General features: G+C 71.4%; 19 protein-coding genes. 9 read left to right on the forward strand and 10 right to left on the reverse strand.

All coding sequences use genetic code 11. The features are described from left to right. Nucleotides 1–15 precede the first annotated feature (15 nt). From ABZ883_RS12515 to ABZ883_RS12540, 6 genes are all read right to left on the reverse strand, one after another. Entirely contained in the window at nt 16–1,377 is a 1,362-nt protein-coding gene (locus ABZ883_RS12515) for an FAD-dependent oxidoreductase (RefSeq protein ID WP_360905567.1), read from the reverse strand. A gap of 365 nt (nt 1,378–1,742) precedes the next feature. Then, complete coding sequence (locus ABZ883_RS12520) at nt 1,743–3,386, reverse strand: metallophosphoesterase family protein (protein ID WP_360905568.1); 1,644 nt, start codon at nt 3,384–3,386, stop codon at nt 1,743–1,745. Between the two features lie 283 nt (nt 3,387–3,669). Beyond that, nucleotides 3,670–4,512 (reverse strand): alpha/beta hydrolase, encoded by an 843-nt coding sequence (locus ABZ883_RS12525; protein WP_360905569.1) that lies wholly within the window; start codon nt 4,510–4,512, stop codon nt 3,670–3,672. Nucleotides 4,513–4,738: 226 nt separating this feature from the next. Next, nucleotides 4,739–5,149, reverse strand: coding sequence for a cupin domain-containing protein (locus ABZ883_RS12530; RefSeq protein WP_360905570.1), 411 nt, complete (start codon nt 5,147–5,149; stop codon nt 4,739–4,741). A 111-nt stretch (nt 5,150–5,260) separates the two neighbouring features. Continuing rightward, nucleotides 5,261–5,644 carry a hypothetical protein gene (locus ABZ883_RS12535; RefSeq protein ID WP_360905571.1) on the reverse strand — a complete coding sequence of 128 codons (384 nt, stop codon included), beginning with the start codon at nt 5,642–5,644 and terminating at the stop codon, nt 5,261–5,263. Beyond that, a complete protein-coding gene (locus ABZ883_RS12540) occupies nt 5,637–6,536 on the reverse strand; it encodes a DUF2199 domain-containing protein (RefSeq protein WP_360905572.1) in 900 nt (299 codons plus the stop codon). The genes ABZ883_RS12535 and ABZ883_RS12540 overlap by 8 nt, the downstream gene beginning before the upstream one ends. Nucleotides 6,537–6,928: 392 nt before the next feature. Here ABZ883_RS12540 and ABZ883_RS12545 point away from each other — a divergent pair, with 392 nt between their 5' ends. Continuing rightward, nucleotides 6,929–7,612 (forward strand): hemerythrin domain-containing protein, encoded by a 684-nt coding sequence (locus ABZ883_RS12545; RefSeq protein ID WP_360905573.1) that lies wholly within the window; start codon nt 6,929–6,931, stop codon nt 7,610–7,612. 103 nt (nt 7,613–7,715) lie between these two features. On the opposite strand, the gene ABZ883_RS12550 is transcribed toward ABZ883_RS12545, so the two are convergent. Next, nucleotides 7,716–8,087: an ArsC/Spx/MgsR family protein gene (locus tag ABZ883_RS12550; RefSeq protein WP_360905574.1), complete on the reverse strand. Its 372-nt coding sequence runs from the start codon at nt 8,085–8,087 to the stop codon at nt 7,716–7,718. 50 nt (nt 8,088–8,137) lie between these two features. Then, nucleotides 8,138–8,833 carry a GTP cyclohydrolase I FolE gene (folE, locus tag ABZ883_RS12555; protein WP_360905575.1) on the reverse strand — a complete coding sequence of 232 codons (696 nt, stop codon included), beginning with the start codon at nt 8,831–8,833 and terminating at the stop codon, nt 8,138–8,140. Nucleotides 8,834–8,962: 129 nt separating this feature from the next. Between folE and ABZ883_RS12560 the strand changes: the two genes are divergently transcribed. The 4 genes from ABZ883_RS12560 (at nt 8,963) to ABZ883_RS12575 (ending at nt 14,921) form a co-directional block, all read left to right on the forward strand. Then, nucleotides 8,963–9,742, forward strand: a complete 780-nt coding sequence (locus ABZ883_RS12560) for a transcriptional regulator (protein ID WP_360905576.1) — start codon at nt 8,963–8,965, stop codon at nt 9,740–9,742. A 315-nt stretch (nt 9,743–10,057) separates the two neighbouring features. Further along, nucleotides 10,058–13,762: a S8 family serine peptidase gene (locus ABZ883_RS12565; RefSeq protein WP_360905577.1), complete on the forward strand. Its 3,705-nt coding sequence runs from the start codon at nt 10,058–10,060 to the stop codon at nt 13,760–13,762. Nucleotides 13,763–13,960: 198 nt separating this feature from the next. Continuing rightward, nucleotides 13,961–14,335, forward strand: coding sequence for a DUF488 family protein (locus ABZ883_RS12570; protein WP_360905578.1), 375 nt, complete (start codon nt 13,961–13,963; stop codon nt 14,333–14,335). A 115-nt stretch (nt 14,336–14,450) separates the two neighbouring features. Beyond that, a complete protein-coding gene (locus tag ABZ883_RS12575; protein ID WP_360905579.1) occupies nt 14,451–14,921 on the forward strand; it encodes a MarR family winged helix-turn-helix transcriptional regulator in 471 nt (156 codons plus the stop codon). Between the two features lie 25 nt (nt 14,922–14,946). On the opposite strand, the gene ABZ883_RS12580 is transcribed toward ABZ883_RS12575, so the two are convergent. Next, nucleotides 14,947–15,576 carry an isochorismatase family protein gene (locus ABZ883_RS12580; protein WP_360905580.1) on the reverse strand — a complete coding sequence of 210 codons (630 nt, stop codon included), beginning with the start codon at nt 15,574–15,576 and terminating at the stop codon, nt 14,947–14,949. Between the two features lie 238 nt (nt 15,577–15,814). On the opposite strand from ABZ883_RS12580, the gene ABZ883_RS12585 reads away from it, so the two are divergent. From ABZ883_RS12585 to ABZ883_RS12595, 3 genes are all read left to right on the forward strand, one after another. Beyond that, nucleotides 15,815–17,035, forward strand: coding sequence for a prolyl oligopeptidase family serine peptidase (locus ABZ883_RS12585; RefSeq protein ID WP_360905581.1), 1,221 nt, complete (start codon nt 15,815–15,817; stop codon nt 17,033–17,035). 71 nt (nt 17,036–17,106) lie between these two features. Next, complete coding sequence (locus ABZ883_RS12590; protein ID WP_360905582.1) at nt 17,107–17,886, forward strand: SDR family oxidoreductase; 780 nt, start codon at nt 17,107–17,109, stop codon at nt 17,884–17,886. A 224-nt stretch (nt 17,887–18,110) separates the two neighbouring features. Continuing rightward, nucleotides 18,111–18,512, forward strand: a complete 402-nt coding sequence (locus tag ABZ883_RS12595) for a tautomerase family protein (protein ID WP_360905583.1) — start codon at nt 18,111–18,113, stop codon at nt 18,510–18,512. Between the two features lie 321 nt (nt 18,513–18,833). Here the strand turns inward: ABZ883_RS12595 and ABZ883_RS12600 are convergent, their stop codons facing one another. Then, a complete protein-coding gene (locus ABZ883_RS12600; protein WP_360905584.1) occupies nt 18,834–19,319 on the reverse strand; it encodes a YfbM family protein in 486 nt (161 codons plus the stop codon). Between the two features lie 637 nt (nt 19,320–19,956). Here ABZ883_RS12600 and ABZ883_RS12605 point away from each other — a divergent pair. Further along, complete coding sequence (locus ABZ883_RS12605; RefSeq protein WP_360905585.1) at nt 19,957–23,601, forward strand: S8 family serine peptidase; 3,645 nt, start codon at nt 19,957–19,959, stop codon at nt 23,599–23,601. Nucleotides 23,602–23,649 lie beyond the last annotated feature (48 nt).

The following is a 23,649-nucleotide window of genomic DNA, read 5'->3' on the forward strand; positions in this document are numbered from 1 at the left end:
GGGCCATGGACGGTGTCAGGCCCCGGAGTTGTCCAGCATCGCCTCGCGGTCCACGACCTTGACGCGCTCGCGCCCCTCGGGCCGGCCGAGGGACCGCTCGTGGGCGTCCAGCCGGTACCAGCCCTCGCGCGTCGTGTACCGGATGCCGCGCTGTTCCAGGAGCTTCACGACGGCGTCGGGATCCGGCACGGCCGGGTCGGGCAGCAGGCCCGCCGCGTGGTCCGCCAGGAGGCAGGCGACCGTCTCGTTGGCGTCGCCCTTGGTGTGGCCGATCAGGCCGACCGGCCCCCGCTTGATCCATCCCGTCACGTAGACCGAGGTCATGTGCTCGCCGCCGTCGAGCACGCGGCCGGCCGTGTTCGGGACCGTGCCCGAGACGACGTCGAACGGCAGCTTCGGCAGCTCGTCCGAGTAGTAGCCCACGGCGCGGTACACGCTCTGCACGTCCCAGTCCGTGAAGCTGCCGGTGCCGCGGACGTTCCCGCTGCCGTCGAGTTCGGTCCGCTCCGTGCGCAGCCCGACGACGCGGCCCTCCTCGCCGAGGACCTCCACCGGGGACTCGAAGAAGTGCAGGAACAGCTTGTGCGGCCGGTCGCCGACGTCGCGGATCGCCCAGTTCTCCAGGGTCTTGGCGACCATGTCCGTCTGCTTGCTCCCGCGGCGGGCGGCGATCGAGCCGTCGTCGTAGTCGATGTCCTCGGGGGCGACGACGACCTCGATGTTCGGGGAGTGGTCCAGCTCCCGCAGCTCCATGGGGGTGAACTTGGCCTGCGCGGGGCCGCGGCGGCCGAACACGTGGATCTCCAGCGCCTTGTTGGCCTTGAGTCCCTCGTGCACATTCGGCGGGATCTCGGTCGGCAGCAGCTCGTCGGCGGTCTTGGCGAGGATGCGGGCCACGTCCAGGGCGACATTGCCGACGCCGAGGACGGCCACCTTCTCCGCGGTCAGCGGCCACGTGCGCGGCACGTCGGGGTGACCGTCGTACCAGGAGACAAAGTCCGCGGCGCCGTACGACGCGTCCAGGCCGACACCGGGAATGTCCAGGGCCCGGTCGGTGCGCGCCCCGGTCGAGAAGATCACCGCGTCGTAAAGGGCGCGCAGATCGTCGAGGTCGATGTCCGCGGGATAGTCGACATTGCCGAACAGCCGCAATTGCGGCTTGTCGAGAACCTGGTGCAGGGCATCCACGATGCCTTTGATCCGGGGGTGGTCGGGTGCCACGCCGTAGCGTATGAGACCGAAGGGCGCGGGCATGCGCTCGAACAGGTCGATGGACACGCCCGGTTCCTGCGCGGAATCGGATTTCAGCAGCGCGTCCGCCGCATAGATTCCAGCGGGACCTGCTCCAACGATGGCTATACGGATCGGACGTGACATAAAAGCGGCTCCTCCCGAATTGCGGTACCGCGGAACGGGCTCAATAGCAGCTCTTCCGCGGTGACAGCGACCCTATCCGATCGCTCTTCGCGTCCCGGAACCGGCTCATGGTCCTACGACTTTGTGCCCGGCCGATTGGCACTTTCGGCGCACGGCCCGAGTGCGTGACCGCCCGGGGAAAACGGACGTCGCGCCGCCGGGTGATCCCGCTCATTCCCCGACACGGGACGCGTCCCGTCCCGTTCGTCACCGACGGTGACGGATCGGGTACGGCGGCCCGCGGGCCCTGACCGGAAACGCCTGGGGCCGGGACGTCGTCCCGGCCCCAGGCGTTTCCGGCTACTACTGCCGTTGACCCCGACGGGTCAGTGGTGGCCGTGGCCGCCGTGGTCGTTGTGGCCGCCGTGGCCGCCGTCGCTACGACGGCGCTGCAGCGTGAACTTCTCGAAGACCGACAGCTCACCGGTGGGCGTGATGATGTTGTAGTAGGTGACGTGGATGCGGGTCATGTCACCGGCGTGACGGCCCGGGTCGACGCTGAACTCGGCGAAGCCGTAGGGGTGCTCCGAGTCGCGGACGCCGATCCAGACCGCCGTCTCCTGCTCCTTGACGGAGTTGAACTTGCCGACGTGCTCCATCTGGACGTACGCCGAGTGGTGCCCGTGGCCGTCGGCGTCGTCGTTGGTGAAGCTGTTGTTGGTGATGCCGGACACGCCGCCGCCGCCGAGAATCATGTGCGTCGTGCCGTGCTCGCTCTCGATCACGTCGAGTGCGGTCTGGCTCGGGTTGGGCGTGAGGGTGACGCTGCCGGGGACGACGCCGCGCACGGCCAGCGAGCGCTCGTAGTCGTGCTCGTGGCCACAGACCACCAGGTCGACGCCGTACTTGTCGAACAGCGGGCCGTACGCCGCGCGCAGCGCGACATCGGCGCCGTTCGCGGCGGTCGCCGAGCTGATCATCACCTGGTGCATGCAGATGACGATCCAGTCGACGTCCTTGGACGACCGTGCCGCCTTGAGCTCCTTCTCCAGCCAGGCGAGCTGCCGGCCGCCGGAGTAGCCCTTGATGTAGATGTCGCCGCCCTCCTGCAGGGCGATGTCGTCGTTCTGCAGGACGATCACCTTCACCGAGCCGACCGTGAAGGAGTACCAGAGGTTGTCGAGCTCGGGCTGGGTCTCGGTCGAGGGCAGCTCGAAGTAGGTCTGGTACGCGTCGAGCCCGAGCTTGCCGTTGGCCAGCTCGATCTCGTGGTTGCCCGCGGCCGGCATCCACGGACGGAACCGCGCCGAGCGGCTGTTGTTGGTGAGGAAGTCCTTCCAGACGCGGACGCGGTCCGGCCCGGTGTTGGCGTAGCAGAGGTCGCCGTTGAGGAGGTTGAACAGCGGGCCGACCTTCTCGATGCCGGTGACGATGTCGGCGGCGGCGGGCGTGGCGTTGGGCTCGAAGTCGCGGCCCGAGGCGTCGGCCGGGTTCGCACCGGTCTTCCACGTCACGCTGGGCGTGCCCTGGTCACCGAAGCTGGTGAAGGTGAACGGCGCCCTGCCGGACGGGGCCGTGTGGAAGGTGCCGGCGTCGGGGGTGGCACCGTCGTGCTGGGCCGCGTACAGGTAGTCGGTGTCGGCCCTCAGCTTGCTGAGCAGCGCGTGATGGGCCCAGACGGTCCGCCCGGAGGTGCCGTCCACGTAGGACTTCGACTTCGCGTGCACGGTGGAGCCGAAACCGCCGCTCAGCGTGCCGTAGACGACCCGCGGGTTCTTGACGGCCGCGTCGGTGATCCACGAGACGACCATCTGGCTGCGCGGGTCGGCGCCGAAGGTCAGGTGCAGGCCCTGGACGGGGGTGGTGGGCGAGCCGGTGGTGAGACCGGTGACCTCCGACTGCGCCGGGGCCGCCTCGGCGGTCCCGGCGCCGAGGACCAGCGGCCCGGCGGCGGCGCCGGACACTGTCGCGCCGAACAGGCCGAGCGCGTTGCGGCGGGAGATTCTGGTTTGCTTGGGTGCTTCCGACATGCCAGGGGCCTTTCGCGTCGTCGGGTGCAGTCGCACACCGACCGGAGAGCGGCGCCCCGAACCTGACAGCGGGCTGCGGCAGGTCAGCGGTGCGCGCCCTCACGGACGCTAGGAAGCACGATCGACCGGAGCGGTGAGACAGGTGTGAACGGCAGATGGCGGTCACCGCAACGGACGGCCGTTTTCGGCGGCCTGGCCATGTTTTGACCAATACTTTGTAGTGATAGGGGTGTTCGGGCGGGCTCTCGTCACTCGCGATGAATCCGGCGCCGCGAGGGGCCGGTCAGCGGACCGCCCGCGCCGCCTTGTCGATGATGTCGGCGACGTCGTCCGGGTGCGACACGCTCGCGGCGTGCGAGGAGTGGATCTCGACCACGTGGGCCCGGGCGCGCTCGGCCATGAACAGCTGCGCCGCACGGGGAATGTTGAGGTCTTCCCCGGTCACCAGGGCCCAGGAAGGAACCGACTTCCAGGCCGGCTCGCCGGAGGCCTCCTCCAGCGCGGCCGCGGTCACGGGGCGCTGGGTGGCCGCCATGAGACTCGTGGTGTACGGGTGCACGTCGGCGGCGAACTGGTGGTGGAACCTGTCCTGTTCGATGAGGAGGTCGACGCCCTGGGAGCCGTCGGGCAGCGTGAACGGCACACGGCGCAGCGCACTGCCGAGCGAGCTGCCCGGGAACCTGGCCGACAGTTCGACGGCGCTCTCGCCCAGGTCCGGCATGAACGCGGCGATGTAGACGAGGGCCTTGACGTTGTCGGAGCCGTGGGCGGCATTGGTGATCACCGACCCGCCGTACGAGTGCCCGACGAGGACCACCGGTCCGTCGATGCTCGCCAGGAGGCTCCTGATGTGCGCGGCGTCGGAGGCCAGTCCGCGCAGCGGATTGGCGGCGGCCACCACCGGATAGTCGTGCCGCTTCAGGGTCTTGACGACCTCGTTCCAGCTGGAGGACTCGGCGAACGCGCCGTGGACGAGGACCACGGTGGGCTTGCGGTCGCCCGAGGTGTTCCTGCCCCTGGCGGCGCCTGCCGGGGCCACGGCCACGGCGAGGAGACCGGCGGCGGTCACCGTGGCCATGAGGGAGAGCGGTGTCAGGAGGTTCCGGAACGGGGAATGGCGCTGCATGAAAAGCCCTTTCGAGGCGGGTGGTGAGTGTTTCGCCGTGCGGGGACGCCGCCCGCTCCGCCGGGGCCGGAAGAGGGCCCGCACGGCAGGGGAGCGGCAGGCCATGGCCGGCCCGGGCCGGGTGGAGGTATCGGGGCCGTCCGCACCTCCACCCCTGCCCGGTGGCATCAGCACCGGGGCCCGGCCCGCCGCGGGAGCCGGACGCCGCCCGGCCCGCGAGTGGTGATCAGGACTGGGCGTACCGCAGGTGCCGTCGTTCGGCCAGTTCCTCGGCGTCGACCACGGTCAGCACCGGGGTGCCCGGCACCGCGAACATGGTGACCACCAGCTGCGACTCCGCGTCCTGGAGGTTGTTGGCGCCCTGGTAGTGGATCACGTCGCCGCCGGGCTCGAACAGGGCGTCGCCCGCCTTCAGCACCCGCGGCGGCTGCCCCTCCAGCTCGAAGAGGATCTCGCCCTGCGTCACATAACCGAACAGCGGCCCGGGGTGCCGGTGCGGAGGCGCGCCGGGGTCACCGGGCGACAGGGTGACGCGGACGGTCCTCGCCTCGGCGCCGGCCGGGATGCGGGCCGCCGCCTCCGGCAGGGTCGAGATCACCTCGACGCCAGGGGGCATGTGCGTGTGCTCAGCGCTCATCTCTTCCTCCAAACGGGGAGTGTCCGCACTGACGACAAGGCGACCCCCGTGTTTGTGACAGCCCCGGGCGGCGGGGGACTTGGGGACGCACGGATCCGGTGGGCCGTCGCCTCAGCGGTCGGCGATCCAGCGCGCGTCCGCGGGCCAGGATCCCGTGCGGACAAGGTGCTCCACGAGCCGGAAGGCCTCCTCGACGGGCACGGTGTCCCGGTCCGGGTACGTGTCCCGCTGCCCGTTGGACAGGACGAACCCGTCGCTCGACCCCTCGGCTCCGGGGTCGACGGCATGCTCGCCGGGATCGCCTTCCCCGTCGAGCAGCATCACCATCGCCCGCTCGGTGTTGGTCACGAAGGCCAGCGACCGCCCCGACGAACTGGTCAGCCACGTCTCGAGCGCACCCCGGCCCACGCGCGCCCGAAGCGCGGCCGGAACCGGGGCCGCGCTGTCGCCGTCGATCACCCAGGACTCCGTCACCGGCTCGACGGGCTCACCCAACGCCGCGGACCGACCGCCAGACGTGCAGTGCCCAGGCGAGGTCGTCCGGCTTGTCCCACATGCAGACGACACCGGCCGCGTTGCCGTCGCGGTCCACCGTGAAGCCGTACAGCTCGTGCTGGGTGCGGCCGTTCGGCGTGGCGACGGTCCAGAAGGCGTGCCGGATCCCGTTCCCGGTGTCCTCCGTGATCCGCTGCTCCGGCGGCACGGCGGGTGCGCCGTTCAGCAGGGCGTCGAGGAACTCCTCGGGACCGCGGCGGATCCGGTCGGTGAACACGTCGCAGTGCACGGTCCGGCCGGGTGCCAGGAAGCGGTGCGTGCCGTCGACGACGCGTGCGGAGAGGCCGCGGGTGCGTTCGACGGACCAGTGCTCGTCCAGCGGGGTGCGGACCGGCACGGGCAGGGGGTGGGCGAGGCGGCTGAGGACGTCGTCGCGGTCCCAGGTCGTGGTGAGGACACTGCGGAGCAGCGCGCTGTCGCTGCCGTCGACGTACGGGATCTCGTCCGGGTCGCGCACGACCAGGGTGGCCGGGGCGTCGAGCAGGCCGGCGCCCCACGGCATGATCGCGTTGGCCATGGTGCCCTGGAAGGTGAGTCCCCGGTAGGCCGGGTCCTCCCAGATCCGGTGGGCGTGGTCGAGGTCGTCGTCGCTGATCCGCATCCATGTGCCGAGGACGAGTTCGGTTCCGCCGGTGAGGCGGACCGGCAACAGGCAGCGGATGAAGCTGCCCGCGCCGTCGACGCGGAGCAGCGCGGCGACCCCGACCTCGTGCCGGGCGTCCTCCGGGACGCCGAGTGCGGCGTCGGGCAGCCCGAAGCGGGCGTCGATCCGCTCCTCGTCGGGCACGGGGGTGCCGCAGCACGAGCACACAGGAGTGGGGTTCGCGATCACGGTGTGCAGCGTAGGGGACGCCGATCCTTCCCGGCCGCACCGGGGGGAGGGCACCTCGTACCCATCGGGTCCACGGGTGCGGGCGCCACGGTGGAGCGGGACCCCAACGCCCGCCGTGCGAGGGCCGGCAGAGTCGGACGACCCATGCGGGGGCCGTGAGGCAGGGGCATTTGACGCATGCGGCGGGCGTGGCGCCCTGGCACAGTGACCTGGGCAGCGGGCAAAGCCACCGAGCTGTGCCTTCCGCTGCCCTGATCACCCTGCGCCCTCTGTGGCACCCGGCGGCCGTCGCCCGGTGCGGCGGACGGTTCCGCAACGTCACCGCGCGGGGTCCTGCCCGACCGGGCCGCGCCATCCTCCGGGATGCCGGGCGGCCGTAAGAGGAAGAGACAATGGCTCCACTCGTTGACGAACCCATGGCCGACACGCGCGACATGTACATGGCCCACACCGCGCTGCGCCGGGAGTTCAGGCTGCTTCCCGCCCTCATCCGGTCCGTCGCGCCGGGCGACACCCGCCGCGCGGAGGTCGTCGGCGCGCACGCGGCGCTCGTGTGCCGGGTCCTGCACACGCACCACGAGGGCGAGGACCTCCTGCTGTGGCCCAAGCTCGTCGAGCGGGCCGGCGAGCAGGCGGAGGCCATCGTGCCGACGATGGAGCAGCAGCACCACGCGATCGACACACTGCACACCGAGGTGACCGGACTCGTCGCGGGCTGGCGCTCCACGGGACGGGACGGCGAGCGGCTCGCCGATGCCTTCGAGCGGCTGCTGACCGTGCTCATCGAGCACATGGCGCTGGAGGAGAAGGAGATCCTGCCGCTGGCGGCTCAGCACGTCACCGCGGCGGAATGGCACCAGCTCGGCGAGCACGGCATGGCGCACACGCCGAAGAAGGACCTGCCGCTCGTCTTCGGCATGGCGATGTACGAGGGCGACCCGGAGGTCGTCAAGGCGGTCCTGGCGAACGCCCCGCTGCCCGTGCGGCTGATCGTCCCGACCCTGGGGCGCCGCCGCTACGCGGCCCACGCCCGCTCGGTCCACGGAACGGCCAGCCCCGCGCGCGTCGGTTCCTGAGAGTTCCGCCGGCCGGCCGGCGGTCACGGACGGGGGGCCTGGAGGGGGCGCGGGCGGTGTGTATCGACCACAGGGGAGCCGATACACACCGCCCGGGAGAGGTTCACGTCGATGACGACGAAGGCAGCACGGAGCGCACGACGTCCTCGCTGCGGGCCACGACGGCTGTTCCGTCGTCCGCGGTGATGATCGGCCGCTGGATGAGCACCGGATGCCGGGTCAGGGCCTCGATCCACCGCTCGCGGGTCGAGCCGTCCCGGCCCCACGCCGTCAGGCCGAGCTCCTCCGCGACCGGTTCGCCGAGGCGCGTGATGTCCCACGGCTCCAGGGCGAGCCGGTCCAGCAGCGCCGTGAGCTCGGCCGCGGTGGGCGGGTCGTCCAGGTAGCGCCGTACGGTGTACTGCGCTCCTTCTGCGTCGAGGACGGAGAGTGCCGAACGGCACTTCGAGCAGGCCGGGTTGATCCAGATCTCCAAGGCTTCGCCTTTCTGTCGGTGCGGGCACGGCCCGCCGTGCGGGCCGTCGTTCAGGCGGTGACCCCGGTCAGCGCGAGGAACTCGCCGCGCGACCGGGGGTCGTGGCGCAGAAGTCCCAGCAGACTGGAGGTGACGGTCGTCGATCCCGTGGCGAGGACTCCGCGCAGGGTCATGCAGGTGTGCTCGGCCACGATGACCACGCCGACACCCTGGGGGTCGAGCTGGGCCTGGAGCCAGTCGGCGATCTGCTTGGTGAGGCGTTCCTGCACCTGGGGGCGGCAGGCGAAGTGCTCGACCACACGGGCGAGTTTGGACAGCCCGAGGATGCGCCGCCCGGGGAGGTAGCCGACGTGGGCGGTGCCGACGAAGGGCAGCAGGTGGTGCTCGCAGACCGACCGGACCGGGATGGAGCGGGCCAGGACGAGTTCGTCGTAGCCCTCGTCGTTGGGGAACGTGGTGAGGTCGAAGGCGCGCGGACTGAACAGCTCCGCGTAGGCGCGGGCCATGCGCCCGGGGGTGCCCCGCATGCTCTCGTTGTCGGTGCGGACGCCGAGCGCGTGCAGGAACTGCCGGGCGGCCGTCTCGGCCGCGGACAGGTCGACGCCGTCCGTGTCGTGCACCACGTGCAGGGCGGCGGGAGGTGCCGGTGTCACGGGTTCCGCGTCGCGGCGTGCGGCCCGGGCGGCGGTGCCGACCGGGGGCGCGCCGACGGGTCGTATGGCTTGCTGGTGCGGTTCGCTCGTCATAGCAGGCTCTCCTCGCCGACAGTTTTCACCAGCAAGTTTTAGACTTATTGACTCGAAGGGTCAAGCTACCTGTAAAGAAGGGCCGTGAGGCGGGGTTACGGCCACATGCATGGGTGTTACTGTGGGGCGATGGCCATGAGTCCGGCAGCGCCCGAACCCTCCGACGACGACCCGGTCGGGACCGTCGCGGTCCTCGCGGACGAGCAGCGCCGCCGGATGTACGCCTTCGCCCGGCGCGCCAGGCGCCCGGTCACCCGGGAGGAGGCGGCGGCCGACGCCGGGATCTCCACCAAACTCGCGGCCTTCCACCTCGACAAGCTCGTCGACGCGGGCCTGCTGCGCACGCGGTACGAGAACCCGGGCGGGATCCGCAAGGTCGGCCGCAAGCCGAAGGTCTACGAACCGACCGACGCGGACGTCCGTGTCAGCATCCCCGAACGCCGCCCGGACGTGATCGCCGAGATCCTCATGGACGCCGTCCTGGCCGGGCATCCCGGCGAGGACGCCCGCACCGCGGCCCTGCGCATCGCCCGCGACCGCGGCCGGGACATGGGAGCCTCCGAGCGTGCCCGCATCCGCCCGGGCCGCCTCGGCCCGGAGCGTTCCCTCAGCGTCAGTGAGCCGCTGCTGGAGCGGTTCGGATTCGAGCCCGACCGTCAGGCACCGACCCTGCTCCGTCTGCTCAACTGCCCCTTCCACCAACTGGCCGCCCGCTCACCGGAACTGATCTGCGGCATCAACCACGCGTTCCTGGCCGGGATGCTCGACGGCCTGGAGGCCAACGGCGTCGACGCCGTGCTGGCACCCTGCCCGGACCGGTGCTGTGTGGAACTGCGCGAACCGGCCGGCGGCAGCACGGCGGAAACCGCCTGCGGGCGCGAGGACGGCACGCCGGGCCCCGGAGCCTGACCGCACCGGCGACGCGGCAGTGCGGGCGCGGCTCACCCCGCCGGTCAACGCCGGTCAACGGGACGGTGCCACCCAGCCGTTGCCCCATGCCTCAACGCGCCGAACACCGCGAACACCGCGAACACCCCGAACACCCCGAATTCACGGGGAGATCCACCGCAGTCCCCCCGGACGCGCGACGGCCGACGAACGTGTCTGATCGCGGCGCACCTGTGCCATGGCACAAGAGTGACGTGTGCGACCCCTTGAACAACGGCGAGGGCGGCCGGAGGATCCAGTGATCTTTCGCTCATCGCCGCGCCCCAGGAGTCATCCTTGCCCAAGGTTCCCATTCCCCGGCCCGGGCCGATCGCCCTCGCCGTGGCTGCCGCGCTGACACTCGGCGTCATACCGGCGACCGCCGCCGTGTCCGCGTACTCCGCCGGTGAGGTGTCGCACAACGACGCCGCCCACCGGACCTCCGGCACCCACACCGTCACCCTCATCACGGGTGACAAGGTCACCCTCGGGACCGCCGCCGACGGCACCGTCGTGCGCTCGTTCCAGGCCGCCGGCGGAGCCACCACCGGCTTCCACCGCGCCGTCGTGGACGGCGCCACCTACGTCTACCCCGACGCCGCCCTGCCGTACGTGAGCGCGGGGAAGCTCGACAAGCAGCTGTTCAACGTGACACGGCTGATCGCCGAGGGCTACGACGACGCGCACAGCTCCGGGCTGCCGCTGATCGTGCGCTACACCGGCGCCGCTGCCACGTCCCGCACCCGGGCGAAGATGGCCGGCTCGACCGGCGTCCGCCGCCTGGACAGCATCCAGGGCGCGGCCCTCGCGCAGAACCACCGGCAGGCACCGGAGTTCTGGTCCTCGCTGACCGGTGGTTCCGCCGCGGCGGCCCGCTCGGCCACGCCGTCCTTCGCGGGCGGCGTCGCCAAGGTCTGGCTCGACGGCAAGGTGAAGGCCGATCTGGCCGACTCCACCGCGCAGATCGGCGCGGACAAGGTCTGGGCGGAGGGCGACACCGGCCAGGGTGTGAAGGTCGCGATGCTGGACAGCGGCGCGGACACCGAACACCCCGACCTGGTCGGGCAGGTGTCGGACAGCGCCAGCTTCGTCCCCGGCGAGGACGACATCGCCGACTACAACGGCCACGGCACGCACGTCGCCTCGACCATCGTCGGCACGGGCAGCGCCTCCGACGGCAAGGAGCGGGGTGTCGCCTCCGGCGCCCGGCTGGCCGTCGGCAAGGTGCTCAACTCCGAGGGCAGCGGCCAGGAGTCCTGGATCATCGCGGGCATGGAGTGGGCCGCCCGCGACCAGAAGGCCAGGATCATCAGCATGAGCCTGGGCGGCGGCGGCGACAAGTCCGACCCGATGAGCCAGGCCGTCGACGAACTCAGCCGCGACACGGGCGCGTTGTTCGTGATCGCGGCGGGCAACGGCGGCCCGCACTCCATCAGCAGCCCCGGCGCCGCGGACTCCGCGCTGACCGTCGGCGCCGTCGACTCCACCGACACGCTCGCCGACTTCTCCAGCCAGGGCCCGCGCGACGGCGACGGCGGCCTGAAGCCGGAGATCACCGCGCCCGGCGTCGACATCGTCGCGGCGCGCTCGCACTACAAGCGGGGTTCCGGCTACTACACCACGATGAGCGGCACGTCGATGGCGACGCCGCATGTCGCCGGCGCCGCCGCGCTCCTCGCCTCCGCGCATCCCGACTGGACGGGCGCCCAGCTGAAGGAGGCGCTGGTCAGCAGCGCCAAGGCGACCCCGGCGTACACCCCGTACCAGGCGGGCGCCGGCCGGCTCGACGCGGTTGCGGCCGTGCACACCACGGTCTTCGCCACCACGAGCGCCTACTCCGGCTTCTACACCTGGCCCCCGAAGCCGGGGGAGACCAACGTCCAGACCGTGACGTACACCAACGTCGGCGACGCCCCGGTCAGCCTCGCGCTGGCGGTGAACGGCACCGTCCCGGCAGGGCTGTTCAGCCTCTCCGCGGACCACGTCACCGTGCCCGCGCACGGCACCGCCTCGGTCACGCTCACCGCGACCCTGGACAAGCTGGCCGGTGACCAGTCGGTCAGCGCCATGATCACCGGTACGGACGGCGCCGGAGCGGTCCGCGCCCGGACCCTGATCGGCGCGGCCCGCGAGGGCCAGCGGCAGAACCTGACGGTCGTCGCGAAGGACCGTGCGGGCAAGCCGATGGAGGGCCGGGTCGTCCTCAGCGCCGAGCACCTCTTCACGGTGATGGACCTCGACGCCTCCGGCACCGGCACCGCGCGGCTGCCCGTCGGCTCCTACAGCGGCTGGCTCACCGGTGACGTGCAGGGCGCCGAGGGCGCGCACTCGCGCGGCATGGCGCTGCTCGCCTTCAACGACGTGAAGCTGGACCAGGACCGCACCGTCACGCTCGACGGCCGCAAGGCACGCCGGATCCTGGCGCACGTGCCGCAGGAGACCACCGCCGTCGCGCCGCGTCTGGACGCCCACCGGTCGTACAGCGACAGCCTGGTGGAGACCTCGATGCTGCCCGACCCCTCGTACGACAGCATCTGGGCGCTGCCCACCGGGAAGAAGGTCACCGACGGCGAGTTCGAGGCCGGCGCGCGCTTCCGTCTCGAACAGCCCGCGCTGACCCTGGGCACGAAGTCCACGACGTTCGACGACCCGCTGGTCAAGCGGGCGGCCACGCCGCTGCCCGCTGGTACCCGGAACCTGACGGCGGTCTTCGCCGGTGACGGCACCGCCGAGGAACTCGCGCGGCAGAACGTGCGCGGCAAGGCCGTCGTGGTGCGGAGCGCGGGCACGAAGGGCATCGAGGCGCAGGCCGACGCCGCCGCGGCGGCCGGGGCCCGGCTGCTGCTGGTCGTCAACGACGGCACCGGCCGCCTGCAGCCCTGGGACGAGAACCCCTGGAGCCCGCTGAGCCCGGCCCCGGTGACGGTGGCGACGCTCAACGCCGACCAGGGCGCCGAGCTGATCGGCTCGCTCCGCCACGGATCGGTGTCGCTGAAGGTCACCTCGCACCCCACGACCGACTACGTCTACGACGTCGTGCACCACTGGACCGGTGCAGTCCCGGAGGACCCCACCTGGCGTGAGGAGACCAAGGACCTCGGCAGGGTGAACGTCTCCTTCCGGAACTTCCGGCAGGGCAAGGCCATGGAGTTCCGTCCGGACGTCTGGCGTGGCTGGGCCGTGGGCAACCAGCTCACCGCGCCGGCGCAGGGCGAGCGCACCGACTGGGTGACCGCCGGTGCCACGTGGCTGGACGACGCCTTCATCCAGGGCGAGACGGGGCAGCACGCGATGGGGCCGCTGACCTACCCGGCGCGCAGGACCGCCGAGGTGAAGTGGTTCGGCCCGATCCAGCGGCCCCGCATGGGCCCGGTGAACTACCAGCCGGTGCGCTACCTCGACACGATGTACATCACCGCGCCCGGCTGGGGCGACTCGGGCTCCGGCCATGTCGGTGAGGCCGGCGCGAACTTCGACGTCAAGGACTGGATGTCGCTGTACCAGGGCGACCAGCAGCTCGACTGGGGCAACGCCGAATACCTGCAGGTTCCCGGGCTCGGCGCGGAGCGCCTGCCGTACCGGCTGGTCCTGGACAACGACCGCGGCACCTGGGCCAGTCCGTACTCGACGCACACCCTGACCGAGTGGGACTTCACCTCCGCGGTCACCGGCAGCGACGCGGCGGTGTCCCTGCCGCTGATCCAGCTCGACTACGGCGTGGACACCGACGCCTCGGGCCGTGCCGACCGGCGTGCCCCGCTGACGGTCACCGCCTCGCACCTGCCGGGCACCACAGCCGCCATCGGGAAGCCGTCCGTCGAGGTGTCGTACGACGACGGCAAGACCTGGCAGCGGTCCGACCTGAGCCGGTGCGACGACGGATGGCGGACGAACCTTCGCGCGCCGCGGTCGGCCGGGTTCGTCACCCTCCGGGTCGGCGCACGGGACAACGCGGGCAACACCGTCTCCCAGACGATCACCCGGGCCTTCGGCCTGCGCTGACGTCATCCCCCGGGGACGACCCGGGCCAGTACCGCGTGGGCGGGGCCGCAGCCGGCGGCCCCGCCCACGTGGCGTTTCCGCGCTCGCCGGGCCATGGCGCCGTACCGCCGATAGAGTGATCACCGAAGGCTCCCGCCCCGGCACGTCCGGCTTCGGGCCGGAGTCCGGGCAGGCCCATCGGGAAGGTGGCGACTCGCCATGGCCGGACGATTCGGCTGCCGGAGGATCTACGAGGAGACCTCGTCGCGGGACGGCAAACGTGTGCTCGTGGACCGCCTGTGGCCCCGCGGGATGAGCAAGGAGCGGGCCCACCTCGACGAATGGCTCCGCGACGTGGCGCCCTCCGCGGACCTGCGCACGTGGTACCACCACGACCCCGAGCGCTTCGCCGAGTTCCGCGACCGCTACATCGGCGAGCTGGAGGACGCCGGTCACCGGCCCGCCGTCCGGCATCTGCGCGACCTCGCCGCCCACGGCAAGGTCACGTTGCTCACCGCGACCAAGGACCTCGACCACAGCGAGGCCGCTGTCCTCGCCCAATGGCTGGGCGCCGCCGGCACGGCGGACCGCTGACGCGACGGGGCGGACGCCTCGTCATGCCGCCCGTACGGCCGCCCGCCACGCCGTTACAATCACCGGATCGGGATACGGGGCGTCAGCTCCCGGGGCGAGGCGATGGAGAAGGGGCGTGAGCCGCACGGTGCGCAACGTTGCTGACCCGGATCTCGGGGTGCTGGCCGGGCGCCTGCTGTTCGCCGTCCAGGCCGAGCTGTTCTCCCGTCTGCGCGACCTCGGGTTCGACGACCTGAAGCCCCGTCATGGCGCGGTCCTCGCGTACCTCCAGCCCGAGGGCATCCGCGCGACCGACCTGGCCCGGGTGTCCGGTCAGCACAAGCAGGTGATCGGGACGCTCGTCGACGAACTCACCGAGCTGGGCTACGTCGAGCGCCACAACGACCCCGCGGACCGGAGGGCCAAGCTCGTGTGCCCCACGGAGCGCGGTCGCGCCCAGATGGCCGCCGCCGACAAGATCATGACGGAGATGCAGGCACGCCACGCGCAGCGCCTCGGGGTCGGTGTCTACGCCGAGTTCAAGCGCCTGTTCGTGGATGTCGTCGAGCAGCAGCGCCGCGACGCGAGCACGGTCGCCGCCGACTGACGCCGCCGGCGCACCGCCGTGCCCGTCACGCGTGTTTGGTGTACGCCTCCGAGAGCTGGCCGACGAGGACCGAGAAGGGCATGTCGAGCGCTCCGTACACGTCCCCGGCCAGGGGTGAGGCGTTGTCGGCGAGGATCTCGACCATCAGCGTGGCGTAGTCGCTGACGACGACCCCTGCCTGCTGGAGGCGGATGAGCCCGGCCTCGCGCTTGGCGTCGGAGAAGGTGCCTGAGGCGTCGAGGGCGACGTAGGTGGCGAAGCCCTCGGCGGCCGCGGCGATGGCGGGCAGGGCGGCGCACACTTCGAGCGAGATGCCGGTGAAGATCAGCCGCTGCCGGCCGGTCGCCCTGATCCGGTCCCGTACCCGGCTGTCGTGCCAGGCGTTCACCGTGCCGCGGTCGATGACGTCGACATCGCGCGGCAGGACCGCGTCGAGTTCGGGGACGAGCGGTCCCCACATGCTGTCCGAGGCCGTGGTGGTGACCACGATCGGCAGGCCGAGCACCTGCGCGGCCTTCGCCAGGGCGACCACATTGTGCTTCAACTCCAGCAGGTCGGTGTCCCGGACCCCGCTGTAGAGGCCCACTTGGTGGTCGACCAGGACCAGTGCCGCGTTGTCGGTGGTCAGAAACTCGCGGAACGTCGTGTCGGGCATGACGTGCTCACCTTTTCCGAGGGACGCATGGTGACTCATCGCGACAGTCAAAATTCATGACTAATGTGAACGTAACGCTCCTTTTTCACCCATGCAAGCAGCGCCGGAGGGGGCGGGCGGAGCGGTGGGTTGCCATCGCGCGGACGACTGCTTAGGCTCATTGGTAAGAAATCTTGATAGTCACTGAAACTTACTACCGGCCTCTGTCCCGAGATGCCGCACCGCCGGGAGCTCCTCCATGTCTGTCATCGAGTTGACCACCTTCACTGTCGCGCCCGAGCGGACGTCGGCAATGCTGGCCGCCCGGAGCGGGATGCTCGCCGACTTCCGTGCGGACCGGCGGGGATTCATCGCCGCACGGCTGGTCCGCGTGGCGGAGAACACCTGGCTCGACATCGTCGAGTGGACCGACGCGCAGGCGTACGACGAATCGAGCGCGAAGGGCGGCAACCTCCCCGGCATCGCCGCCTTCTTCGCCACGATCGACACGCTGGTGAGCGCCGAGAGCGCCGTGCGGTACGACGACGCGGAGGACGGCCCGCGCGCGGTCCGCACCATCGCGTACGGCCCGGAACCGTCGCAGGTCGGAGAGCTGTACCTGCCGGAGGGCGACGGCCCGTTCCCCACCGTCGTGCTGATGCACGGCGGTTGGTGGGCGGCGATGTTCGACCGCAGGCAGTCGACCGCCCTCGCGGAGGACCTGGTCGCGTGCGGGTTCGCGGTCTGGAACATCGAGTACCGGCGCATCGGTGAGCCCGGCGGCGGCTGGCCCGGCACTTTCGAAGACGTGGCGACCGCCGTGGACGCGGTGCCGGACCTCGACCCCGCGATCGACGCGGACCGGATCCTGGTGGTGGGCCACTCCGCCGGGGGCCAGCTCGCCACGTGGACCGCACACCGGTCCGTGCTGCCCGACGGTGTCCCGGGTGCCCGTCCCAAGGTGCGGCCGCTCGGCGTCGTGACCCTGGCCGGTGTGCTCGACCTGGTCGCGGCCGACGAGGCCCGGCTCGGAGCGGAGCTCGCGGAGGCGGGCGCCCAGCCGCCGGCCGGTGCGCCGTCGCCGTCCCTGCCGGACCCCTGGGCCGACGTCGCCTCGCGGGCGCACGACGGGATCGTGCCGCTCCTGCTCGGCGGGCGCGTCACCGAGCACGGCGAGCGGTACGCGGCGGCGTCCCCCGTTCTGCTGGAGAATGGAGGCGTCCCGGTCCTCGTGATCCACGGCACGGCCGACGACGTCATTCCGCCCGCCTACGGCCGGACCTACGCGGAGGCGGCGGCCGCCAGGGGCGCGGACGTCACCTTCGTGGCCTCGCCCGGCGACGGCCACTTCGACGTCGTGGACCCGGCGGGACACGCGTGGAACGTGGCCCGGACCTGGGTCGAGGAGCGCGCGGCGGCAGCGGACCACGAGCAGGCTCACCTGGCAACCGCTGCCGCGCCGGCCCACGGCGGGATGTGAAGCACCTGGCCGCAGGGCTCTGCCGGAGGCTCTTGCCCGTCCTCCGGCCCGACTGAGCACGGGAGGGTCGCGTGTCCGCCCGATTCACTGACAAGGTCGTCCTGATCACCGGCGCCACCTCCGGCGTGGGCCGGGCGACCGCGGAGCGGATCGCGGGCGAGGGCGCGAAGGTGGTCCTTGCGGCCCGCGGCGAGGAGTCCGGCCACGCGGTGGTGGCCGGCATCCGGGCGGCCGGTGGCGAGGCGGTCTTCGTCCCCACCGACGTGACCGCGGAGGCCGAGGTGGCCGAACTCGTCCGGCGGACGGTGAGCCGGTACGGCCGGCTGGACGGCGCCTTCAACAACGTCGGTGCCCCCACGGCCATGGGCCCGGTCACCGGGATCGACGGCGCGGCCTGGCGCGCGGAGCTGGAGCTGAACCTCAGCAGCGTCTTCTACGGCCTGAAGCACCAGATCCCCGCGCTCCGGGCCGCCGGCGGCGGCGCGATCCTCAACAACGCCTCCACCTGCGGCGTCGCCGCCTATCCGAACATGGCGTCCTACAACGCCGCCAAGCACGGCGTGATCGGGCTGACGCGCTCGGCGGCGCTGGACGCGGCCCCGGCGGGGATCAGGATCAACGCCCTGATCACCGGCGGGGTGGACACCCCCCTGTCGCGGGGGCTGGCCGGCGGCCTGCCGGGCGTGACGTGGGAGGAGTCCTGGCGCGCGGCCGAGGCGATGCACCCGCTCGGGCGGATGGGGCGGCCGGAGGAGGTCGCCGCGTTCGCGGCGTTCCTGCTGAGCGACGAGACGGGCTTCATCACGGGGGCCGCGCTCGCGATCGACGGCGGGATGACGGCACGCCTGTAGGGCGTGTTCGGTCCGGGGGAGTCGGCGCATCGTTCGGGCGGCCGCCTCGCGGGGGAGTGCCGCCTCGATGAGAATGCCCTCGTGAGCCCTTTTGGGGCGGGCGCGCGTGCCGCGCCCGGACGGCCGGTCCTCCGGAGGGCGCCGCACACTCGCCTCCGCACACGGTCCACGCCCGGCCGGACCGCGTCGCGGACCCCGGGGCCTCCCTGCCGAAGGAGCATGCCATGCCCGTCTTCAACGCCTACGTCCCCGCGGGCCGCTTCTCGCCGGAGCAGAAGCGCGCCCTCGCCGACGCGCTCAACCAGTCGCTCGTGCAGGGGCTCGGCATTCCCGAGGGCGACCGCTTCATCGTGATCAGTGAGCACAGCGACAGCGAACTGTTCCTGGACCCGACCTTCATGGGGATGCAGCGCAGCAGCGACGCGATGATCATCACGGTGCTCCTCGGGGCGCACCGGCCCCTGGAGGACAAGCGGGCGGTCGCGGCCGCCATCAACCGGCTGGTGGCCGAGGCGGTCGGCGTCTCGCCGGACGACATCTTCATCGCGCTGATCCCCGTTCCGAACGAGAGCTTCTCCTTCGGCAGGGGCGAACTCCAGCTCGCGGACACCGCTCCACGCTGGTGACCGCGGGGCCCGGGCCCCGGCGCCGGGGTTCCGCGCGTTCCGTTCTCATTGGCGGTACCGACAGGGCTTCGGCGTAGTCACAGGGCGTCCGGTCTGTGACGATCCGTCGGACGGCGCGGGCCTGGGAACACGGCAGGCACGGCTTCCAAGATCATGGAGTTCTCTACGCCCCGTGGCCCGACTGGAAGATCGTGCCTGTCAACGCATCATCCAGATCACGCGAGGTCGAGTAGGGCCAGCGGGCGTCGCGGCGGAGGTCGGCCGCGATGTCGGTGGCGCCGGACAGCTTCAGGGCGCCGATGGCCCCGGCCCCGGAGCCCCCTACTGGTCGACCGTAAAGATCACGTGGCTTCCTGCATCTGCTGCCTGCCGGAAGAAGACGACCAAGTCAGTAAAGTTCGCCCAGGTGTAAGCGAAGTCCTCGTGGCCGAAGTTCGGTCCGTAGTCCTCGATGTCGATGCGGTCGTAGCCGGCTTTCAGTGCTTCACGGCCGACATCGGCCACGGCATCGGCGGCGTCGCGAACCCGATCCGGAGTGAGCAGACTGACGATGTAATCGTCCCCTTCGTAAAGCTGCACGCCGCCCAGGATCACCGCGTTCAGCGGGTAGAAGCCGTTGTCGTAGCCCAGGTAACCATCGGTCAGGCTGCGATGGATGGCGTCCCATGCCTTGTCGGTGTCACAGTGGCCGACACCGATGGCCTCCTCCTCGATCTCTTCGACGAGCGCAGCAACCTCGTCGTCGTCGGCCGCGAGCAGACGATCGGCGGTCTTCTCATCGATGGCGAAGTGGACTCCCAGGCTCATTTGGCACACCGTACAGGGGCGGCAAGATCCATCACGTCCAGCTGGCGGTAGCGGCCACAACCTGCTTTCGCCGCGCTGGATCCTCCTCGGCCTCCGCCGGCTCCACGAGCACCTCCACCAGCCGCCCCTGCTCACGTGATCACAAAACGGACGTCGCGCAAGAACGCCGAAGCCCTGGCGGTACCGAGGCGGGATTTCCGCGTTGTTCCGTATGCGTGAAAACTTCGAAAACCACCGGATGTCGAATTGCGTGCTGGGTGAAAGGGGTATTTCGCGGGCGTTTCCTGACGCCCGGTCCCGGGCTGTTCTGTCTGGTCAAGTGCCGTTGTGGCGGGGGTTGTCCAGTCGTCGGCCGATCTGACGACGGGCCAGGAAAGTTATTAGTTCAAGGGCTTTACATTTCCCCTGCGGGGATGGTCGGATGCCGTCCATCGTCGACTCTGGAGGAAATGTGCGAGCCCCTTTCGCCCGAAGATCTGCGGCGTCGGTCGCCGCGGTTCTCGCCGTCACCCTGAGCACTCCCGGGGCGGCTCACGGCGCTGCCCCACTCCTCCCCGCTGCCGCGCCCTCGGCCGGAACCGGCGGGGCCCAGCACGCGCCGGTCACCGTGACGTTGATCACCGGGGACAAGGTGACGATGACTCAGGACGTGAGCCGCCAGGCTCCTTTGATAGACGTCGAGCGCGCGCCGGGGGCCAAGGGGTCCGTGCGTGTGGTCGCCGAAGGCGGCGACACGTTTGTGTACCCCGACGAGGCCATGGCGTACATCGCGACGGGCCGGCTCGACAAGCAACTCTTCAACGTCACACGGCTGGTGGCCCAGGGCTATGACGACGCCCACGCCGGCGCGCTCCCCTTGATCATCACCCACTCCAATGCCGCGTCCGCTCGCACGAGCGGCGCCTTGGAGAAGGCACTGCCGGGGACGGCCACCACCGTGGACCTGCCCTCCGTTCACGGAGCGGCCGTTCGCACCCAGCGGTCGAAGGCAACCGCGTTCTGGTCGACCCTGACTGGTGCAGGGGACGGCGACCTGCCGGCGGCGAGGACCGCCGGGGCCGCCCCGGCCGGCACGTCCGCGCCGTTCTTCGCCGCCGGTGTGGACGGGGTGTGGCTGGACGCCAAGGCACAGGCCACGCTGGCCGATTCGACCGCGCAGATCGGCGCTCCCGCGGCCTGGGCCGCGGGCGGCACGGGCGCCGGGGTGCGGGTCGCGGTGCTGGACTCGGGTGTGGACGCCACCCACCCGGACCTGGCCGACCGCATTGTGGCGTCGCGCAGTTTCGTCCCCGGCCAGGAGGTCGTGGACCGCTACGGCCACGGCACCCACACCGCCTCCACCGTCGCCGGAACCGGAGCCGCCTCCGACGGCAAGGAGCGCGGTGTCGCCCCCGGTGCCGACCTGGTGGTGGGCAAGGTCCTCGGCGACAACGGCTCGGGCGCGATATCGGGGATCATCGCGGGCATGGAGTGGGCGGTGCGGACCGAACACGCCAAGGTGATCAACATGAGCCTGGGCACGCCGGCCTGGCACACCCAGGACGATCCGCTGAGCCAGGCGGTGAACGAGCTGAGCGCCGAGACCGGCGCGCTGTTCGTCATCGCGGCGGGCAACAGCGGCAACAGCCCCTACAGCGTGAGCGCTCCGGGAACCGCGGACGCCGCGCTCACCGTCGGCGCGGTGGACGGCTCCGACCACCTGGCCGACTTCTCCAGCGCCGGACCCCGCCTGAACGACGACGCCCTCAAGCCCGATCTGACGGCCCCCGGTGTCGACGTGACGGCCGCCCGCTCCCAGTACATGACCGACGGCGGCGAGGGCTGGTACCGCTCCGACAGCGGTACGTCCATGGCGGCGCCCCATGTCGCCGGCGCGGCCGTCCTGCTGGCCCAGAAGCACCCGACGTGGAGCGGGCGGCAGATCAAGGACGCGCTGATGGACAGCAGCGTCCTGACGCCCGACTACAGCCCGTACCAGGCCGGCACCGGCCGGGTGGATGTCGCCGCGGCCTACCTGAAGGACCAGGTCGTCGCGACCGGTTCGGTGGACGCCGGACTCGTGCGCTGGGCCAAGGACCGGAAGCACGATCCGGTCACGCGGAAGATCACGTACACCAACACCACAGACCGCGCGGTGACGTTGCGGCTCTCGACCGATCGCGGGGCCTCGCCCGCCGGCGTGTTCACCCTGGCCGCCGACCGCGTCACCGTACCGGCGCGCGGATCCGCGACCGTCGGCATCGTGGCGAACCCGGGAGGGCTGGCTCCCGGTCAGTACGCCGCCCAGGTCACCGCGGTGTCGCCGACCGGTTCCGTGCACACGGCCGTGGGCCTGTCCGTCGAGTCCGAGAAGCACACCCTGACGGTGCGTCTGAAGGACGGCTCCGGCAAGCCGGTCAGCGGGGAGGTCGAGATCACCGGCGCCGACGGGAGGACCACCGTCATGTGGGCCCCGGACGGCACGCTCAGCAGCCGTTGGGCGCCCGGCTCCTACACCGTAGTGTCGACGCTGGACGTGGAAGGCCGCCATGGCCCGCACTCCCTCGGGTTCGCGGTGCTGACCGCCCCCGAAGTCGACCTGACGGCCGACCGGACCGTCGACCTCGACGCCTCGCGCATCCGCCAGGTCAAGGTGGCGACGCCCAAGCCCACGTCCGTGACCACCAGCAGGATCGACCTCTTCCGCTCCTTCACCTCGGCCGAGCCCACGCCCACCGACACGCAGGCCCTGCACGAGATCCTGCTGCCCTCGCCCGCGTACGACAGCCTCTGGGCGCTGCCGACCAACGGCAAGGTGAAGAAGGGCAGTTTCGTCTTCACCACCCGGATCCGGGCCGAGCAGACCCCGCTGAGGATCAGCTACGCCGGTCACGCTCTCGACGACACACTGCTGGTGCAGCCGGGATCCCCTCAGTTCCGCGACGGCACCGCGCACGTGGATGCCGTCTTCGCCGGCGACGGAACGGCCGCCGGCTACGCGGGCCTGTCCGCGCGCGGCAAGGCCGTGGTCGTCCGCCGCAGCGCCGACGTGGCCCCCGCGGACCAGGCGGCCGCGGCGCACGCCGCGGGTGCGGCGATGCTGCTGGTGGTCAACGACGGGGACGGCCGCGGGACCGACTGGTACGGCGCACCGGACGGCATGGGCACCGGTCCGCTGCCGGTCGCCTCGCTCACCACGGACGAAGGCGAGACGCTGATTCGGCGGATCGCGTCCGCGGGCAGGGCCGGGACGAAGCTGGCGGTCGAGGCGCACCCCTCGCCCGCGTACCTGTACGACCTGGCCGACTACCACCAGGGAGGCATCCCGCAGGACCCGTCGGCGGCCACCGACCCCGGCAGCCTCGCGCGCATCGACAACGTCTTCGCCCCGCCCGCCGGCGCGCAGGTCGTGGAGAGCCGGGAGGACAGCCCGCCGTACGAGTTCTGGCCGGCCGGCTACCCGTACGCCGTGTACGGATCGGTGCGGGTCCCGCCGTTCCCGAGGGAACCGGTCGCGCGGGGGCAGCGGACCGACTGGGTGTCCGCCGGGAAGGGCGTCAAGTGGCAGCAGTACGCGTCCACCGACGGCTGGGGGACCTTCACCGACATCGTGGGCTACCAGCCGGGCAGCGTGCACAGCGAGCACTGGTTCGGCCCGATCACCCGGCCGCGCATCCTGGGCTTCGAGGTCCCGCACCGGGTCGGCAACGCCATGGGCGGCATGATCGCGGGGTTCGGCGACGGGGGATCCGCCCACAGCGGCGACACGTCGTCCCTGTGGTCGCGGAGCTTCGCGCTCTACCAGGGGGACCGGCTGCTGGTGCAGAGCGGGCCGCGACCCGATTTCGGGGTGGGCGACCTGGCACCCCAGAAGCTCCCGTACCGGCTGGTCGTCGACACCAAGGCCAACGCCGACTTCACCCCCTACTCCGCCACCACGCACACCGAGTGGACGTTCCTGTCCGGCACCGCCGACGACCAGGCCCTGCCGCTTGCCCAACTCGACTACGCCACGGACGTGGACCTCGACGGACGGGCCAAGCACACGTCGGCCTTCTCCGTCACGCCCGCCGTCCTCGGCAGTGACGCCGCGAAGGACGCGGTCTCGTCGGTCCGGCTCGACGTGTCGTACGACGACGGGAAATCCTGGCGCCCGCAGAACATGAAGGAGAACAAGGGCACCTGGCAGACGCAGCTCCACGCCCCGGCCGGGGCGCACTACGTGTCGATCCGGGTCACCGCCGCGCAGCGCAACGGCGGCGGCATCACTCAGACCATCACGAGGGCCTTCGGCCTGAAGTGACCTCCGCGGAGCGGCCGGTGCCCGACACCGGCCGCTCCGCGGGTCCGC

The sequence above is a fragment of the Streptomyces sp. NPDC046977 genome, assembly GCF_040644455.1.
Taxonomy (GTDB): domain Bacteria; phylum Actinomycetota; class Actinomycetes; order Streptomycetales; family Streptomycetaceae; genus Actinacidiphila.